The organism is Gardnerella sp. DNF01199S, from assembly GCF_049244155.1.
Classification (GTDB): domain Bacteria; phylum Actinomycetota; class Actinomycetes; order Actinomycetales; family Bifidobacteriaceae; genus Bifidobacterium; species Bifidobacterium piotii.
On record NZ_CP058380.1, the window covers coordinates 271,150 to 289,337 of the forward strand.

11 protein-coding genes, 3 rRNA genes, 1 pseudogene and 1 riboswitch are annotated in these 18,188 nt (G+C 43.8%); of the genes and pseudogenes, 10 read left to right on the forward strand and 5 right to left on the reverse strand.

The window, feature by feature from the left end; translation table 11 throughout:
* The first annotated feature begins 330 nt into the window (after positions 1-330).
* From HXT45_RS01165 to HXT45_RS01175, 3 genes are all read left to right on the forward strand, one after another.
* A 16S ribosomal RNA gene (locus HXT45_RS01165) occupies positions 331-1,858 on the forward strand.
* A 77-nt stretch (positions 1,859-1,935) separates the two neighbouring features.
* Positions 1,936-2,178, forward strand: coding sequence for a hypothetical protein (locus tag HXT45_RS01170; protein WP_421781935.1), 243 nt, complete (start codon positions 1,936-1,938; stop codon positions 2,176-2,178).
* A gap of 55 nt (positions 2,179-2,233) precedes the next feature.
* A 23S ribosomal RNA gene (locus HXT45_RS01175) occupies positions 2,234-5,292 on the forward strand.
* Between the two features lie 41 nt (positions 5,293-5,333).
* Here HXT45_RS01175 and HXT45_RS01180 read toward each other — a convergent pair.
* Positions 5,334-5,471, reverse strand: a complete 138-nt coding sequence (locus HXT45_RS01180; RefSeq protein WP_421781937.1) for a hypothetical protein — start codon at positions 5,469-5,471, stop codon at positions 5,334-5,336.
* On the opposite strand from HXT45_RS01180, the gene rrf reads away from it, so the two are divergent.
* Positions 5,460-5,576 (forward strand): 5S ribosomal RNA (gene rrf, locus HXT45_RS01185). The two genes, HXT45_RS01180 and rrf, sit on opposite strands and share 12 nt — an antisense overlap.
* Together the 16S, 23S and 5S rRNA genes form the textbook arrangement of a ribosomal RNA operon.
* 165 nt (positions 5,577-5,741) lie before the next feature.
* Here the strand turns inward: rrf and HXT45_RS01190 are convergent.
* A pseudogene (locus HXT45_RS01190) lies at positions 5,742-6,885 on the reverse strand (IS1249 family transposase).
* Between the two features lie 386 nt (positions 6,886-7,271).
* Positions 7,272-7,363, forward strand: a riboswitch (TPP riboswitch).
* On the opposite strand from HXT45_RS01190, the gene thiM reads away from it, so the two are divergent.
* The 3 genes from thiM to HXT45_RS01205 all read left to right on the forward strand — a co-directional run bounded on the left by thiM (position 7,352) and on the right by HXT45_RS01205 (position 12,342).
* Entirely contained in the window at positions 7,352-8,869 is a 1,518-nt protein-coding gene (thiM, locus tag HXT45_RS01195; RefSeq protein WP_421781939.1) for a hydroxyethylthiazole kinase, read from the forward strand. Its footprint overlaps the riboswitch before it by 12 nt.
* Before the next feature lie 5 nt (positions 8,870-8,874).
* Positions 8,875-10,572 (forward strand): bifunctional hydroxymethylpyrimidine kinase/phosphomethylpyrimidine kinase, encoded by a 1,698-nt coding sequence (locus HXT45_RS01200; protein WP_421781941.1) that lies wholly within the window; start codon positions 8,875-8,877, stop codon positions 10,570-10,572.
* Between the two features lie 417 nt (positions 10,573-10,989).
* The gene (locus HXT45_RS01205) at positions 10,990-12,342 is read left to right on the forward strand and encodes an ATP-binding protein (protein WP_421781943.1); all 1,353 of its coding nucleotides are present in this window, start codon (positions 10,990-10,992) and stop codon (positions 12,340-12,342) included.
* Between the two features lie 177 nt (positions 12,343-12,519).
* Here HXT45_RS01205 and HXT45_RS01210 read toward each other — a convergent pair whose 3' ends face one another.
* The 3 genes from HXT45_RS01210 to HXT45_RS01220 all read right to left on the reverse strand — a co-directional run bounded on the left by HXT45_RS01210 (position 12,520) and on the right by HXT45_RS01220 (position 14,881).
* Positions 12,520-12,891, reverse strand: coding sequence for a hypothetical protein (locus HXT45_RS01210; protein ID WP_004112863.1), 372 nt, complete (start codon positions 12,889-12,891; stop codon positions 12,520-12,522).
* A gap of 161 nt (positions 12,892-13,052) precedes the next feature.
* Positions 13,053-14,213, reverse strand: coding sequence for a histidine kinase (locus tag HXT45_RS01215; RefSeq protein ID WP_421781945.1), 1,161 nt, complete (start codon positions 14,211-14,213; stop codon positions 13,053-13,055).
* Entirely contained in the window at positions 14,210-14,881 is a 672-nt protein-coding gene (locus HXT45_RS01220) for a response regulator (protein ID WP_410310274.1), read from the reverse strand. Before HXT45_RS01220 ends, HXT45_RS01215 begins: the two co-directional genes overlap by 4 nt.
* A 475-nt stretch (positions 14,882-15,356) precedes the next feature.
* Here HXT45_RS01220 and HXT45_RS01225 point away from each other — a divergent pair, with 475 nt between their 5' ends.
* The 3 genes from HXT45_RS01225 to HXT45_RS01235 are packed head-to-tail and all read left to right on the forward strand — an operon-like array spanning position 15,357 to position 18,161.
* Complete coding sequence (locus tag HXT45_RS01225; RefSeq protein WP_415704756.1) at positions 15,357-16,259, forward strand: efflux RND transporter periplasmic adaptor subunit; 903 nt, start codon at positions 15,357-15,359, stop codon at positions 16,257-16,259.
* Positions 16,256-16,966: an ABC transporter ATP-binding protein gene (locus HXT45_RS01230; RefSeq protein ID WP_415704757.1), complete on the forward strand. Its 711-nt coding sequence runs from the start codon at positions 16,256-16,258 to the stop codon at positions 16,964-16,966. Before HXT45_RS01225 ends, HXT45_RS01230 begins: the two co-directional genes overlap by 4 nt.
* Positions 16,950-18,161 carry an ABC transporter permease gene (locus HXT45_RS01235; RefSeq protein WP_415704758.1) on the forward strand — a complete coding sequence of 404 codons (1,212 nt, stop codon included), beginning with the start codon at positions 16,950-16,952 and terminating at the stop codon, positions 18,159-18,161. Before HXT45_RS01230 ends, HXT45_RS01235 begins: the two co-directional genes overlap by 17 nt.
* Positions 18,162-18,188: the final 27 nt, after the last annotated feature.

The following is an 18,188-nucleotide window of genomic DNA, read 5'->3' on the forward strand; positions in this document are numbered from 1 at the left end:
GTTTCAATGGTTTTGGCTTGTTGGTTTGGGTGTGATTTGCTTTTGGGCTTGCTTTGGTGTAAGTTTATCTCTTGCTGCTCAGCGCGGCTGGTTCTCCTCGGTTGAGGTTGATGAGCCGGCTGGTGTGGTGGTGGTTTGAGAACTCAAGAGCGTGTCTGTACTACTTATTTAGTTAATTATTGCCAGTTCATTGTCAGCCTCACAGATTGTGGGGTGCCTGAGAGATGGTTAAATGATGGTGAGGTTTTTTGTTGGGATGTTCTTTCCTTAAAGAATGTCTCGTCTTTTTCTTTTATATTGGAGCCTTATGTTGGCTCTTCATTGAAGTTTTTCGTGGAGGGTTCGATTCTGGCTCAGGATGAACGCTGGCGGCGTGCTTAACACATGCAAGTCGAACGGGATCCGACCAGCTTGCTGGTTGGTGAGAGTGGCGAACGGGTGAGTAATGCGTGACCAACCTGCCCCATGCTCCAGAATAGCTCTTGGAAACGGGTGGTAATGCTGGATGCTCCAACTTGACGCATGTCTTGTTGGGAAAGTGTTTAGTGGCATGGGATGGGGTCGCGTCCTATCAGCTTGTAGGCGGGGTAATGGCCCACCTAGGCTTCGACGGGTAGCCGGCCTGAGAGGGCGGACGGCCACATTGGGACTGAGATACGGCCCAGACTCCTACGGGAGGCAGCAGTGGGGAATATTGCGCAATGGGGGAAACCCTGACGCAGCGACGCCGCGTGCGGGATGAAGGCCTTCGGGTTGTAAACCGCTTTTGATTGGGAGCAAGCCTTTTGGGTGAGTGTACCTTTCGAATAAGCGCCGGCTAACTACGTGCCAGCAGCCGCGGTAATACGTAGGGCGCAAGCGTTATCCGGAATTATTGGGCGTAAAGAGCTTGTAGGCGGTTCGTCGCGTCTGGTGTGAAAGCCCATCGCTTAACGGTGGGTTTGCGCCGGGTACGGGCGGGCTAGAGTGCAGTAGGGGAGACTGGAATTCTCGGTGTAACGGTGGAATGTGTAGATATCGGGAAGAACACCAATGGCGAAGGCAGGTCTCTGGGCTGTTACTGACGCTGAGAAGCGAAAGCGTGGGGAGCGAACAGGATTAGATACCCTGGTAGTCCACGCCGTAAACGGTGGACGCTGGATGTGGGGCCCATTCCACGGGTTCTGTGTCGGAGCTAACGCGTTAAGCGTCCCGCCTGGGGAGTACGGCCGCAAGGCTAAAACTCAAAGAAATTGACGGGGGCCCGCACAAGCGGCGGAGCATGCGGATTAATTCGATGCAACGCGAAGAACCTTACCTGGGCTTGACATGTGCCTGTCGACTGCAGAGATGTGGTTTCCCTTCGGGGCAGGTTCACAGGTGGTGCATGGTCGTCGTCAGCTCGTGTCGTGAGATGTTGGGTTAAGTCCCGCAACGAGCGCAACCCTCGCCCTGTGTTGCCAGCGGGTTATGCCGGGAACTCACGGGGGACCGCCGGGGTTAACTCGGAGGAAGGTGGGGATGACGTCAGATCATCATGCCCCTTACGTCCAGGGCTTCACGCATGCTACAATGGCCGGTACAACGGGATGCGACATGGTGACATGGAGCGGATCCCTTAAAACCGGTCTCAGTTCGGATCGTAGTCTGCAACTCGACTACGTGAAGGCGGAGTCGCTAGTAATCGCGAATCAGCAACGTCGCGGTGAATGCGTTCCCGGGCCTTGTACACACCGCCCGTCAAGTCATGAAAGTGGGCAGCACCCGAAGCCGGTGGCCTAACCCTTTTGGGATGGAGCCGTCTAAGGTGAGGCTCGTGATTGGGACTAAGTCGTAACAAGGTAGCCGTACCGGAAGGTGCGGCTGGATCACCTCCTTTCTACGGAGTTTTTGTGCACGCTCAGTTGAGTGTGGTTACTGGTGTGGAAAACAATAGTTAACGTTTTTTGTGTGAGTATGTTGGGCATGCTTTTGGGTTCCCGGATTGCCACCCCCCTTTTTGTTGGGGTTGCGGTCCTAGCCCTTGGATTACAGGTTGAGGCTTTATTGTTTTTGGCTTGTGTTCTTGGTGTTTGGTGGTTTGAGAACTGGATAGTGGACGCGAGTAAGAATAGTGAGACTATTTTTGGTTTTGCTTGTTTTTACTTTTATCAATTTCAACCGGCTCCATTTTGGTGGAGTCGCTTGATCGTTTTGTGATCGTTTAGTGTGATGATTTATTGTCTAGAGAGTTAAGCGATAGGCTTTTTACTGGTGTATCACTGGTAAGGGCGTATGGTGGATGCCTTGGTAGACAGGACCGATGAAGGACGTGACGGGCTGCGATATGCCTCGGGGAGCTGCCGAGTGGGCTTTGATCCGAGGATTTCCGAATGGGGAGACCCGGCCACTGTTATGGGTGGTCACCACAGTTTTGTGGGGGGTACGCAGGGAAGTGAAACATCTCAGTACCTGCAGGAAAGGATACTCCGTGAGTAGTGGCGAGCGAAAGCGGATCAGGCTAAACCGAGTACGTGTGATAACCGTCAGGTGTTGCGTATTCGGGGTCGTGGGATTGACTGTTCAGCCTCTGACGGGGTTGAGGAGAGTGATAAAACATCGTGTTATGTGAATGGGATTGAATTCCCAGCCGTAGAGGGTGATGGCCCCGTAGCAGGTCGTGCGATGTCTCTTTATGTTTATTCCCAAGTAGCGCGGGCCTCGTGGAATCCCGCGTGAATCTGCCCAGACCGTTGGGTAAGCCTAAGTATTCCTGTCTGACCGATAGTGTACTAGTACCGTGAGGGAAAGGTGAAAAGCACCCCGGGAGGGGAGTGAAATAGTTCCTGAAACCGTGCGCTTACAATCCGTCGGAGCCTTCTTGTGGGGTGACGGCGTGCCTATCGAAAAATGAGTCTGCGAGTCAGTGGTATGTGGCGAGGCTAACCCGGGTGGGGGAGCCGTAGCGAAAGCGAGTTTTAAAAGGCGTTTTAGTCGCATGTCCTGGACCCGAAGCGGGATGATCTAGCCCTGAGCAGGTTGAAGCGCGGGTAAGACCGTGTGGAGGACCGAACCCACCTAGGTTGAAAACTGGGGGGATGACTTGGGGTTAGGGGTGAAAGGCCAATCAAATTCCGTGATAGCTGGTTCTCTCCGAAATGCATTTAGGTGCAGCGTCATGTTATTGCTTACAGGGGGTAGAGCTACTGGATGCTTGCGGGCCCATACCGGGTACTAATAGCAGCCAAACTCCGAATACCTGTTAGGTTTATCATGGCAGTGAGTCGGCGGGGGATAAGCTCCGTCGTCAAAAGGGAAACAGCCCTGATCGTCGTCTAAGGTCCCGAAGCGCGTGCTAAGTGGGAAAGGATGTGGAGTCGCATAGACAGCCAGGAGGTTGGCTCAGAAGCAGCCATCCTTGAAAGAGTGCGTAACAGCTCACTGGTCTAGTGGTTCCGCGCCGACAATGTAGCGGGGCTTAAGCACGCCACCGAAGACGCGACTGCGTGATTTATTTCACGCGGGGTAGGAGAGCGTCCTGTATGGGGTGAAGCGGCAGTGTGAACTTGTCGTGGACTATACGGGAGTGAGAATGCAGACATGAGTAGCGAGAGACAGGTGTGAATCCTGTCCGCTGAATGACTAAGGGTTCCGGGGCCACGTTCGTCGTCCCCGGGTGAGTCGAGTCCTAAGGCGAGGCCGACAGGCGTAGTCGAATGGATGAACGGGTTGATATTCCCGTACCGGTGTTACACCGTTCGAACTGAATCTGAGAGTACTAACCTTCGTTATTCTGGTTGATTGCCTTTCGGGGTTTTCTTCTGGTTTAGTGTTGGGAGCGTATCGGTAGTAGGTTAGCGTGGGAGTGACGCGGGTAGGTAGCCGGCTGCGGAGGTGGTTTTCCGTGGCTAAGCGTGTGGGCTGTCTCCTAGGTAAATCCGGGGGATGTTTAAGCTGAGGCGTGATGGGTAGGCCGTATGGCTGATTCCGGTGATCCTGCTTGCCGAGAAAAGCTTCAACGTGAGGTGTGATTCCGCTCGTACCCTAAACCGACACTGGTGGTCTGGTAGAGTATACCGAAGCGATCGGGCGAATCCTGGCCAAGGAACTCGGCAAATTACTCCCGTGCCTTCGGCATAAGGGAGACCCTTGATGGTGATGTTTTTTACATGCGGAGCTGTTGGGGGTGGCACAAGCTAGGGGGTAGCGACTGTTTACCAAAAACACAGGAGCGTGCGAAGGCGTAAGCCGCTGTATACGCTCTGACGCCTGCCCGGTGCCGGAAGGTTAAGAGGATCCGTTAGCTTTGGCGAAGCGGTGAATTTAAGCCCCGGTAAACGGCGGTGGTAACTATAACCATCCTAAGGTAGCGAAATTCCTTGTCGGGTAAGTTCCGACCTGCACGAATGGCGTAACGACTTCCCCACTGTCTCGGCCAGGAGCCCGGCGAAATTGCAGTACGAGTAAAGATGCTCGTTAAGCGCAGAAGGACGAAAAGACCCCGGGACCTTTACTATACCTTGGTATTGTCGTTAGGTGTGGATCGTGTAGCATAGGCGGGAGGCTTTGAAGCGTGGGCGCTAGCTTGCGTGGAGTCAACAAGTGAAATACCGCTCTTTCCATATCTGGCGTCTAACCTCGACACGTTATCCGTGTTAGGGACAGTGCCTGGCGGGTAGTTTAACTGGGGCGGTTGCCTCCTAAAGAGTAACGGAGGCGCTCAATGGTCCGCTCAGCCCGGTTGGCAATCGGGTTTTGAGTGTAATCGCACAAGCGGGCTTGACTGTGAGACTGACGGGTCGAGCAGGGACGAAAGTCGGAGATAGTGATCCGGTGCCGGCGTACGGACGTGGCATCGCTCAACGGATAAAAGGTACCCCGGGGATAACAGGCTGATCATTCCCAAGAGTCCATATCGACGGGATGGTTTGGCACCTCGATGTCGGCTCGTCGCATCCTGGGGCTGGAGCAGGTCCCAAGGGTTCGGCTGTTCGCCGATTAAAGCGGCACGCGAGCTGGGTTCAGAACGTCGTGAGACAGTTTGGTCTCTATCCTCTGCGCTCGTTGGAATGTTGAGGAGACCTGCCCATAGTACGAGAGGACCTGGGTGGACGAACCTCTGGTATGCCGGTCGTCACGCCAGTGGCGCTGCCGGTTAGCTACGTTTGGAAGGGATAACCGCTGAAAGCATCTAAGCGGGAAGCCTGCTCCAAGATTAGCATTCCTTGCACTTTGTGTGTGAGCCCCCATGTAGAACACGTGGTTGATAGGCTGGATGTGGAAGCCCTGTAAGGGGTGGAGCTGACCAGTACTAATGGGCGATTGTGATACTACTTGTATTGCTTATCGTTTAATTCTCTTAACATTAGGGAGTGTTAAGCGATCATGATTATGGTTAAGTTGTTGATTTTGATGATTGTTTCTTCTGTTTGCTCGCGTTCATGTCCGGTTCCCAAACCGCCAGCTTGCCGCTCGCGTATTGCGAGTGTATAATCTAGTTTTGCGGTGGTCATGGCTCAGGTGAGACGCCCGGTCCCATTCCGAACCCGGAAGCTAAGGCCTGACACGGTGAGGGTACTGCACTCGATAGGGTGTGGGAGACTAACACGCTGCCGCATTATTCTTTCTAGCGGGGAGTTTATACTCCCCGCTTTTTTATTACTTAAAACCAAGTCGTGGGTTATAGGCCAAAAAGTGTGTAAAGCGGGTTATAGGCCAAAAAGTGTGTAAAGCTAAGCTGATGAATATTCAAAATAGAAGCAGTCAGCTTAGCTTTTTAATAACTACTGGTAGTATTCACTACTCTTATGAAACCCATTCCAATCAACACCAGTACCATATCTTGCTGGTATTCCAAATACTTCATATAATCCTTGATTAGAACGCTCCCAGGCTTGCCTATAGAGTTGTTCTATACGTTTACTAGTAAAAGAATGAATGACTATCCAAGACTTATCTCTTGGCTTACTCGTGTTTAAATAACACCACCAGCATATAGCATGTATACGTTTTAACAAGCTTAATCCACGATGATTACGTAGCATAGCGCGAATTCTACTATTCATTGATTCAATAGCATTATTAGTTGGTGGAATAGGATGATTGCAATCTTCTGGAGGATTAAGAAAAGTAAACATATAGCCCTCGCGAATACGCCTATCAATCATTGATTTAGCACGAACTAGTCTTTGATGAGTATCAGCAATACTACCATCACAATACTTGCTTTTCTCTTTAAGAAAATCACTCCAAGTATTCACCCAATTATTGTAAGAAATAAGCCAATGACGGGCTTGATCTTCTGTTTTTACGTCAGAAACAATGTTAGCTAATGATAGTAATTGCTTACCAGGAGTAAGACGAGGATTAACTCCAGTTAAGGCTTTAATGTTAAGACCTATATGGAATAAGCAACGTTGTATTTTCGTGTTAGGCCAATATGTTTTTACTGCTTTACGAATACCACCAGAACCATCACAAACTACTACTAGCGGTTCCGCAATACGCTGCATGAGGTAACCCCACGCGCGACTATTCTCACTACGAGCCACGTACCAGCCTAAAACATGTTTACCAGAGTAAGCGATTAATACTACAGATTTACGTCCTAAATGAATACCATCAACATGAATGTAATCATAAACTTCATCCACGAATGGTACCTGTGGCCATAAGTCCCATAAAAGCTTATTCTTACGTCTTAAGGTACGGGCTGAGAAATCGTATGAATACTTATTCTGAGTCTTATTAGATAAAAGCCAATTTAAGCCAACTGTTAAATCGTTTGATTGTTTATCATACGCTCTACTTTTAGAAGCCCCGCAGTTAGGACAACGGTATCTAGTAGTGCCAGCATTGGTGTGACCATTCTTGCTCATTTTGTTATGACAATTAGTTATGACAATTATTGCATAGTGGGTTATTCATACAAATGAAGAATAACCCACATTCGATATACCACGAGCCCTACTGCCATAAGGCTTATGAGCTGATTTTTTACACACTTTTTGTCCGAGTGGCGAATGTGCGTAAAACAGATTCGATTACCGCAAAACGCTTGTATTGCAATGCGTGAGACATGATTTTTTACACACTTTTTGGCCTATAACCCCAAGTCGTGTCGCTCGCGCAGGTTAGCTGCGCTCACGTCTTCGCAGCGCAGAAGCACTGCTTCTGCCTTGAGCTGCTCAGCGCGCCAAATTGCCTTCGCGCGCTACGCTTTAAGCGCTACGGCAGGTTGGCGCGCAAAGTCGGAAAGCTTGCCATAAGAACGCTGTTAGCGCGAATAACGTCATAACGAACATATATAGTCAAATATGGGTTCGGGGTGCGCGAAAGCGCTGAGATTATACCCGTTGAACCTGATCTAGTTAGTACTAGCGAAGGGAAAATCATGACTACTGTGTCGTGCTCTAAAAATAGTGAATTCTCAACTAATGCTCGTTGCAAGCAATTCGTTCAAGATGTACGTGAATGCATCGAAGCTTTGCGCGCAAAAAATCCGCTAACACATTGCGTAACGAATAATGTTGTTCAAGAAATAACGGCAAACGTTCTGCTAGCTGCTGGTGCATCGCCAGCAATGGTCGTAGACGCAGAAGAAGCTGAAGTATTTGCTCAAATCGCATCTGGTGTATTAGTAAACATTGGAACGTATAGGCCAGTAGACAAAGAATCTATGGATGCTGCGATTCGCGGAGCTGTAAAAGCGCACACTCCATGGGTTCTTGACCCAGTTGCAGTTGGCGGTTTAGCTCCACGCACGCAATACGCGCGCGAAATCGTTAAAAGTCATCCTGCTGTAATTCGTGCAAACGCTTCCGAAATCTTAGGTTTAGCTGGAGAAGAAAGCGGCGGTAAGGGAGTAGACGCTGGAGACTCCGTTGATTCAGCAGTTGCAGCTGCTAAGAAGCTAGTTAAACTCTATGGCTCGGTAGTGGCTATTTCTGGCGAAAAAGACGCTATTTATGGTCACGGATGCTCGGCACGAGTCTCGGGCGGTCACGAGATAATGACGAAAGTAGTCGGAACGGGCTGCTCTCTTGGCGCATTGGTGGCAGCATACGTTGGAGCAAATCGAAATCGACCTTTTGCAGCAACAGTTGCCGCTCACGTGCACGCTGCTGCAGCAGGAACTTGGGCAGCACAACGCTCAACATCGCCAGGTACATTTAGAACATTATGGATGGATGCGCTTATGGATTTGAGCGCAGACGAGATGCTGAAACTAGCGAATATTGAATTTGAACTCGACCCTGTTGATTGGTCTTTATACTTTATAACAGACCCAAAGATGAGCAATCGAGCAGAAGAAGATATTGCAGTTGATTGCGTTAAAGGCGGAGCAAGCGTAGTTCAATTGCGCGATAAGTACGCAAATAGCGAAACTTTTAATAATAAAGCTCAAAGCTTGCGAGACAAAATGCTTGCTAATGGTTGCGGAAACGTGCCGATTTTTGTTGACGATCGTATAGATTGCGCTAAAAGCTTAGGACTCAACTTGCATGTTGGGCAAACAGATACGCCTTATATTGAAGCGCGTAAGTCTATTCCTGCAGAATGGATGGTTGGGCTTTCTATAGAAAAGTTAGAACAGTTAGATTACGTTTATAACGAATGCGCTAAAGAAAATGTGGCATTGCCTGATGTTATTGGAATAGGCCCAATTTGGCCTACTGCCACCAAGCCAGACGCTGCTCCTGCTTTAGGTGTTGAAGGAGTAGAAAAGATTGCTAAACGAGCTAAAGAACTCGGTATTAGCACGCTAGGAATCGGCGGCGTTAACGAAAATACTGTATTTCCTATTAAAAGCACTTCAATAGATGGTTTATGCGTAGTATCTGCTCTAATGCTTGCGCAAAATCCTTGCGAAGAAGCGCGCAAATTACGCGATGCTATTACGAAGGAATAAAAATAATGAATAATCAATTTTCGCAAGCTCAAGCACCTTTGCAATCAATTTCTAAATTATATGATTCAAGCCTAAGGCCATCTTCTTTGCCATCTTTAGAAGACCCGATTATTCCACGCGTACTAAGTATTGCTGGAACTGATCCAACAGGCGGAGCTGGAATCCAAGCTGATCTAAAGTCAATCACGGCATCACATGGATTTGGAATGTGTGTAACAACTAATTTGGTTGCTCAAAACACTTGCGGTGTGCGCGAAGTTTATACTCCTCCAACCGACTTTTTGCAAGCGCAACTAGAAGCAGTATTTGATGACGTAACTATTGATGCTGTAAAAATCGGCATGCTTGGAGACAAATCATATATTAGCCTAGTTCAAAATTGGCTTAAAAATCATCCTGTTCCTGTTGTTGTGTTAGATCCAGTTATGGTAGCAACTTCGGGAGATAGGCTGCTTGAAAAGTCTGCAGAAGATGCAATGCGCGAGTTTGCGCCTCTTGCGGATGTTATTACGCCAAACATACCTGAACTCGCAGTATTATGCGATAAACAGCCTGCATCCAATTTTGAAGAAGCTTATGCTCAAGCAAGCGAGTGGAGTGCAAAAAACAATACTATTGTTATTGTTAAAGGCGGCCACTTAACAAGCGAAGATGCTGGAAATACTGTTGTGTTCCCAGATGGTCACAGAGTGAACGTTCCTTGCCCTAGAGTTGATACAACAACAACGCATGGCACTGGCTGCTCGCTATCTTCTTCTCTAGCTACGCGCATAGGATTAGCGTTGCGAGAAGGAAAGAAGCTAAGCGATTACAGTACTGTAGCGAATGCTTTAGCGTGGTCGTCAAGATGGCTTAACGAAGCTATTGCTTGCGGTAAAGATTTGCATGTTGGAAAAGGTCATGGGCCTGTGAACCATGCGGCTCGTAATTATCGTTTGGAATTAGATTCTTCGTCAACTCCTTGGGAGCATATGCAAGCGAATGGCTTAGATGGATTAACTCCGCAAAGCGTAGTCGTAAAAGCTCATAGCAAGGCTAGAAAGCCAAATGTGGAGCCGTGTGGTCCTTGGACTCAAGCGTTATGGGATGCTAGCGCAGATGTTGATAACAACATTATGAAAATGCCATTTATTAAGGCTTTAGGCAATGGAACGCTTGACTCTGACTTGTTTGCTTTCTACATAAGTCAAGATTCCGAATACTTGAAGCGTTATTCGCGCGCGCTAGCTGCTGTTGGAGCTAAAACGCCAGATAATGAGGCTAGAGTGCATTGGGCTACGGGCGCAGCTATGTGCATAGAAGCGGAATCGCAGTTGCACAGAGATTGGCTTGGAAGCAGAAATATAAGCATTGATGCGTCTTGCTCGCCAGTAACATTAGCTTACGTAAATCACTTACTTGCTTCTACAATGGCAGAAGACTACGTGATTGGAGCTGCGTCCATATTGCCATGCTATTGGCTTTATGAAGAAGTGGGGCAGATTTTAGTCAAAAATAATACTCCTGGAAACCCATATCATGATTGGATTTCAATGTATTCTTCTCATGATTTTGAGTCAGGTGTAAGAATGGCAGTCAAATTTGTTGAGAGAGCTTTTGAAGAAGCTGGACCAAAGGCTAGAATTCTTGCTGCTCAAGCATATATGACTTCATGCATTTACGAGTATGAATTCTTTAATCAAGCTCATAGAGCATTGAGGTAGATGGTTTGATAGCTTGATAGCTTGATAACTTGATAGCGCTGATGCGTTGACTTTGTCTTTATTAACAAAATCTAGAAGATTTGAAGACGCGTCAAAGCATCAGCGCATTTTTGTAATACGCATGTCTATTACTGATCTATGTCTGTTATTGTTGATTTTCTGAGTAGCGCAAATGCACAGTCGACTTGCTTAAGACCTAAATTTGCTTAAAACTTAAATCGTGAGTAGTAAAAAGTTGCCTAAATTCGCTAGTCATATTTTCCTATCTGCATATTTTCTTATTTCTATCTCCCTATCTGCCTATCTTGCAAAACTCAAAGTACTTTGGAAAATATCAAATAGAATTGCCAAATATGCCATATTTTCACTAATTCTATCTTGCAAAACCCAAAGTACTTTGCTAAATTGAAGATAGAAGTGGATGGAAAGGGAATGCGAATGATTTTCAATCGTCAAAGGTACATAAAGAAACTTAACCAGCTTAGTTGGAATGGCCTGGTTAAAATCATTACTGGTGTGCGTCGCGCGGGAAAATCGTTCATTCTTAACGAGCTGTTCTATAATTCTCTTATTTCTCAAGGTGTTTTGCAGAATAATATTATTCGGTTTGCATTTGATGCAGACGAAGATATTGATCGTCTTGAGTCATTCGCAAATGGCGAGCCAGTAAAAATCGCAGATAAAAAACTTGGTTACATTATCAATGCTAAAGTGTTCCGTCGCTACATTGCGTCGCAAATAAATGATAGTGATAAGTTTTACATTTTCCTCGATGAAGTGCAATTGCTTGACAATTTTGTTGGCACACTTAACAGTTACTTAAGGCATGCAAATTTAGACATATATGTTACTGGATCTAACTCCCGTTTTCTTTCATCAGACATTGTTACTGAATTTAAGGGGAGAAGCACAGAAGTTCACGTGCAACCTCTTACTTTTGCCGAATACATGGAAAGTTCTAGCAAAACGGTTTCGGAATCTTGGGCAGATTACATTGTTACTGGCGGAATACCGCTTGTAGCTAGAATGCAAAATGTTGAGGAACAAATAAAATATCTTGAAAATCTTGTTAAAGAAACTTATTTGAAAGATGTAGTTCAACGAAACGGCGTGCGAAAAGAGCAGGCTCTTTCTGAAACCTTGCAAGTAATAGCTTCGTCAATAGGCGCTCCTGTTAACCCAAGAAAACTTTCTAACACGTTTATTAGCCACGGATATGGAGAAATTACTTCAGAAACTGTTAGTCGTTTCATAGACTACTACAGTGATGCTTTTCTTGTAAGCAAAGCTCAAAAGTACAATATTAAGGGCAAAAAATACATTGATTCCTTGTTCAAAATCTACTTTGAAGACATTGGTGTACGCAACGCTTTACTTAATTTTAGGCAAATCGAAGAGTCGCATATTATGGAAAATGTTATATACAACGAGTTAAGATATCGCGGATATAACGTGGATATTGGCGAAATGAATATTGCTGAAAATACTGGTCGAAAAGATAAAAATAACCATGATATTTATTCGCAAAAATCTTTGGAAATAGATTTTATTGCTACTTTGGGAAGTGAAAAATATTATATACAATCTGCGCTCGCTATGACGACGGAAGAAAAATCATTGCAAGAAAAGCGCTCGCTTTACTATATTGATAATTCTTTCAAAAAGATAGTAGTTACGAAAAATGGGTTGCATGTTACAAGAGATAATCGTGGAGTAATCACCATGGACCTATTTGATTTTTTGCTTAACGAAGATAGCCTTAAGCGGTGATTTAATGCAATGCGGCTGGGGCTATGCACAAGCAAGTTGCTCAGTAGTGTATAAACTCTATGCAAAACAAATCATTAACAGATAAATAATCAAAGGCCAAGTCGTAGGATACATGGCTACAACTTGACCTTTGAAAATTGCGATATGTTTTTAAGTTAAAATCGCAGTCTAATGCTTTTACTTATTTTTGGCTATGCCAAGAGCTTTTGAACTTTCATCCTTGTCAAGGCCTATAAATAAAAGCACGATTATGCCAATAATCAGCGGAACATAACCGTATCCAGATCCGTGGATTATGCCGAATATTTCCATAAGTCCATTTGCTATTACGGCTAGTGAAGATACTATAAAATATAGTTGCGCGCACCACGGTTTTTTAATGAGAAACATTGTTGCAAGACCAAATAATCCAGCGATAATTTGAGGCACTCCCCATAGATAATCATTACGCATTACAATCAGCGCAATTCCGCTAGCAAGAAATACGCCATTGGCTATTGTCCAAAATACGGACGGAATTTGTGCTTTTGTATCTTCTAAATTACTCATATTCTTCTCCTTCTAATACAAGAAAATAATTGCGTATATAAAACCTTTACAATTTATAAATTAATGGCGCGCTAAAAGGTAAACAATATCTTGTATATGAAAACCTTTACAAATAATTACTATCTAAAACTGCTTAAGATTCATTAATCTTTTAAACTGAATCAGTAAAGTATACTATTTATACAGTTATGTTCATTTTTTAAAGGGATAACTGCATTACATTCCCAATACTTGCCAAAGGCTCGAAAATAAAGTGAACCGCCTAAATGCTTTAGGGTATCGCGATGAAGCAGAAGTCCTTTTTGAGATACTGAGCGAATTGCATCTTTACTTTTCCCGCCCAAAAATCGAACATTGAACTGTTTTATAACAATTTGTTTTTTACGTATCGAAATCCTGATGTAATAAACTAAAGAAGCATATTTTCGCATGTTCAAATATAGTTCTTCGATTAATTCAATAACTTCACAGATGATTTCATTGCTAATGTCTTCAGGAATATCGTTACTAGATATATTGCATATTGATCTTCCTTTTAATCCACATGATTCATTGATTGAGTCGTTCATTTGTAGTGTATCTTCAATGTGCTGAATGAACTCGCTTCGAGCATCTTGCTTAGCAGTATTTCCACGTAGAATGTCGATAATATTATGTCCTTCTTCGAAAGCCTGATCTGCCAAATCATTTATTGCCTCAATAGCACTTCGCTGTTTTTTAGAAATAGACTTGTCAAGTAATGCTATTTTACTTTGTAGTGCAATATCTGCAATCTTATTAGTTAATCTATCGTGCATTCGCACAGCCAGATGAAGATTATTAATTGTTTGCTTATCTTTTTCATAAAGAACCATTTTTTGGTGAGAAATGCGCAAAATAATGCCAGTGCAAACGCAAAATATATTTATTAAAAGGTAAGCAATAAGATACTTGAAAGATAAAGTTGATAGGTATCGGTATACAACGTAGTGTAATGCATCTATTACTAAGAATAAAGGTAGCGTAAATTGAATCGGGTATAAATACGAAATAAAAACAAATGATATGATGAGCCCGAAGGTTACTGGTGGAAGATTCAGACTAGGAATAACAAGAATGCTGAGATGTACAAAAATATAGCACATGCTCATAAAATGCGGGAGCAAGCAAAGGAACAGATTTATAGCAGCAAGAATCATGTAAACTATAACAAGTTGTATTGTGCTATTGTCGCTATTTGAGTAAATATATGCATCCATTGCGCTCGATAAACATCCCAATAGTAAAAATGTTTTATTGTCAATAAGCTTTTCTCGCAAACGACGCATTAAGAAAATAATCATTGTGTATCATTTCCTAAATATTCATCATGCAGCCATGTAGTAATAAGTTGTGAACGATTTGTCACATTCAATTTTTTGAACACGCGACGAAGTATAGTTTCCACAGTACAAGTTTCAACAAATAAATGTTTAGCGATTTGCGCATTAGTCATTCCTTTACTGCACAACTTTACAATTTCAGTCTCATGATCCGTTAAAGCAAGGCGTCCATTTTTTGGCTTATTTTGCAAACGTTGAAATGCTGTCGTCGTGTCGTCAAAATGAAGATCGCCTATTATTTGTGGCTTGAATGTGCCATGGGCAATACTGCTAAGCATGGCGCAAATAGTTTCTGGGTGGTTCTTTCCAACAATGCCTTGTGCGCCTGCTGTTGATGCTTTTAAAGCATAATCGTTTATAGGGAATGAAGTTATAGCAATTATTATTGGGAGTGAGTATCTTCTTCGCAATTCGTATAATATTTTAATTCCCGAAACCCCAGACATATACATGTCAATTAGCAGCACGTCTGGGCATTGATTTTGACAAAACTGAATTGCTTGATCGGCGTACGCGGATAACCAGCAAATACTGCAGGACGGAACAACCTGTTCAATATATGTTTTTAGGCCGTGTAGACAAAAACAATCATCATCAACAATGCCAACAGTAATATGCTTTGCTATCATATTGCTCCTTTAGAAAAGCATTATTTAAGTAATAATAGTACTTGAATTTGTATGATGAATATCTTGTCTAGGAAAACCTTTACAAAGGTAATCTTATAAAGGTAGGCGCTGAGAGCTTACGGGGGTTACTCCGCAGCGAATAAGTTCGCTCAAATCTTAGTGATTTAATGCAATGCGGTTGCGGCTATGCACAAGCAAGTTGCTCAGTAGTGTATAAACTCTATGCAAAACAAATCATTCTCTGGTATTACGCAAGCTCCAAAAATCATAAATAAAATCATCATTTAGTGTGATGCAAACTCTTTACGGAGGTTATAGGCTATTAAGCAAAAGCTGAAATCCTCAATAAAGTGGTAATCATAAAGGCGTTAATCGTAGCATTATCAAGCACTTTATTTATTTTGGATCAGTTTGAGAGGCTTGTTTCGACGCATCCTATGCGTTTACGAGTTTGGAGAGTAAGGAGATTTGTGTTATGCGTAAGTTTACGAAAGTACTCTTGCTTGCTGCGCTGCCAGCGTGTTTGCTTACTGCATGCTCTGGTAGAGCAGTTGATAATAGTCAGCAGCAGGCACAACACGATTCAGTTCCACTTATTTCAGTCAAAAAACAGCCTTTAACACAAGTTGTGTCGGGTAAAGCAGCAATAGAACAATCGTCTACCTTTGTTATCACTGCTGTAAGTAGAGGGAATTTTTCTCCATCGGTAAAAGCAGGCAGTACTGTAAAAGCTGGAAGTGTTCTAGGCTACAATGCTGGTAACAAAATTATTGCTCCCGTAGACGCTAAAGTTGCGTCAGTAGCTGAATCATCTGCGGACGTGCCTAAATCTTTCCCGCTATTCACTCTTAAATATGAAGGTTTTTCAATAAGCCTTAACGCAAAAGCTTTACTTCGTTCTGCAGATATTGCAGATGTTAAAGGTCGCTTCCAAGTTGAAGATGGTGTTGGACCAACCAATTGTTTGCAAATAGTACAAAGCGGTGGAACTTCTACCGATATTGCAGCCTCGGGTAGTAGCAAGAATGATAATGCTGATTCAACTCAAACAGATGAGTCGAGTGCGCAAAGTACACCTAGTGTATCGTCAAAAGTTTTAACGTGTTTAATAGATAAAAGCGCAGAAGTAGAATCAGGTCAAAATGCGACGCTTGTTTTTAATGGCACGCATAAACAATCGGTTCTAACTCTGCCTGTTAGTGCGGTTGCTGGAAGGGTTCAAAAAGGCTTAGTCTCATACAAGAAAGGCGATAATTGGGAGCGTAAAGAAGTTGGTCTTGGAATCAGTGACGGCGCTAATATTGAAATTACGTCTGGCTTGCATGATGGTGATGTTGTAGCAGGTGTTTCTCCTGATCTCATTCCAGGAGTGCAATGATTATGGAGAACAATCCTGTTTCACTGGTTGAATTACAAGACGTGTCAGCGCGTGTAAAACTAGGCAATGGCGAATGGCTTACCACTGTCAACTCTGTTTCTATGCTACTTAACCAAGGTGAAACATATGCTGTAGTTGGCAGGTCTGGATCTGGCAAAACAAGTCTTATTTCTATTATTGGATTTTTGAATAAAAATTTTACTGGAAAATACTATTATTCTGGCAAATCAATCCAAAAGTGTAGTGATAATACAGTATCGCATATGCGCGCTCGAAATATTGGTTTTGTTTTTCAAAACTATTCGCTTATTAAGCATTTAAGCATTAGAGAAAATGTTGAGTTGCCGCTTCTGTATGCAGGGCTACAACAAAGCAAGCAGACAAGAAGAAAAACTATAGAAGAAGCATTATGTGCTGTTGGATTGCAAGATAAACTAAACGAATACCCTGGAAGGCTATCAGGCGGTGAACAGCAGAGAGTCGCGATAGCGCGTGCTCTCGTCACTAATCCCGAATTACTTATTTGCGATGAGCCAACTGGTGCGCTCGATAGTAGTACGGGAGAAAAAGTGCTTCAAGTGTTGCATGATCGTGTTCAAGAATCTGGAACAACATTACTATTAGTCACTCATGATATGAAAGTGGCTCGTTCTTGCTCTCACATTTTTACTATGGAAGGCGGTGTTCTTTATGATCATGCTGCTTAAAGATTTGCGCCTGTCTCCTATGAGATCCTTCCTCACAGGTTTTTCAATGTTTATCGGCATCATTGCCGTTATTGCGTCAGTGCTTATCGGCACGGTTGGTAAGGACTATCTTATTGCAACTAACGAACAGCTAAACGGTCGTAGACCAACATACGAGATTACTTTTTCAGCACAAAATTTTGACGAATATTCAGTATTTAACAAATTCTTAAATCGCATTGAATCCGCAAACCGTAACGCTAACGTTATGCTACAACCAAACACTGGACTACTGTTTAGCGCTTCTATGCCAGCCTCGAAGAGTGTAAAAATAAGCAAAGAATATAAGACTGGCAATCTTCAACATGTTGACGCTGTTTACACTACGGCAGGATACAACAAAGTTTATAACTTACCTATTGTACGTGGAAGATGGTTTAGTAATAGCGCTAAAAACAACGCATTAGAAATGGTAGTAAACCAATCTGCTAGCAAAAGATACAAGATCGGTGAAGTAGCATTTATTACTTCTCGCAAAACAACACAAATGAGTCCTATAAGGATTGTTGGAGTCGTGAACGATGGCGTAGACTCAGCAAAAGTATACGTGAATATTCTAGGATTATTACGTTACGCTCCAACTCTTTGGGAATATTCTGGAAAAGAAGCTCAAGGCTCAATCTACTGGTTGAATAAAGAAAATCGTTCTCAAAAATCAATTAAATCTTATGTTTCAGATGCTCTTTACGACTGTTGTGGTGGACAAGTAAACGAAATTAGAAGACATGATAATAGTGATGATTACGAGAATGTTATAACAGTATTGCAATTAAGTTTTGCTATCGTAGCAGCATTATTGCTTTTTGTTTCCGCGTTAGGTTTAATCAATATTGGTTTAGCATCGTTGGAGCAGCGCACGCATGAACTGCTTATACGCAGAGCCTTGGGTGCTACTAGATGGTCGATTGCTTCACTCGTGTTAGGAAGTGCGATTATTTTAGCGCTGATAGTTTCGATTGCTGCTGTCGCTGTTTCTTTTGGCCTTGTGTCTATAGCATCAAGTTTTTGGGATGCAGCAAGCCCAGTTAGTCCTCCAGTTTACCCATATGAAGCCGCTATTGGAGCTGTTATTGCGGCTTTTATCACAGCACTTGCTGGAAGTGTGGTGCCGGCAATAAAAGCATCGCGTTTACAACCAGCATTAGCATTGCGTTAATTTTCAAAAAATAAGAAAGAAGGAATA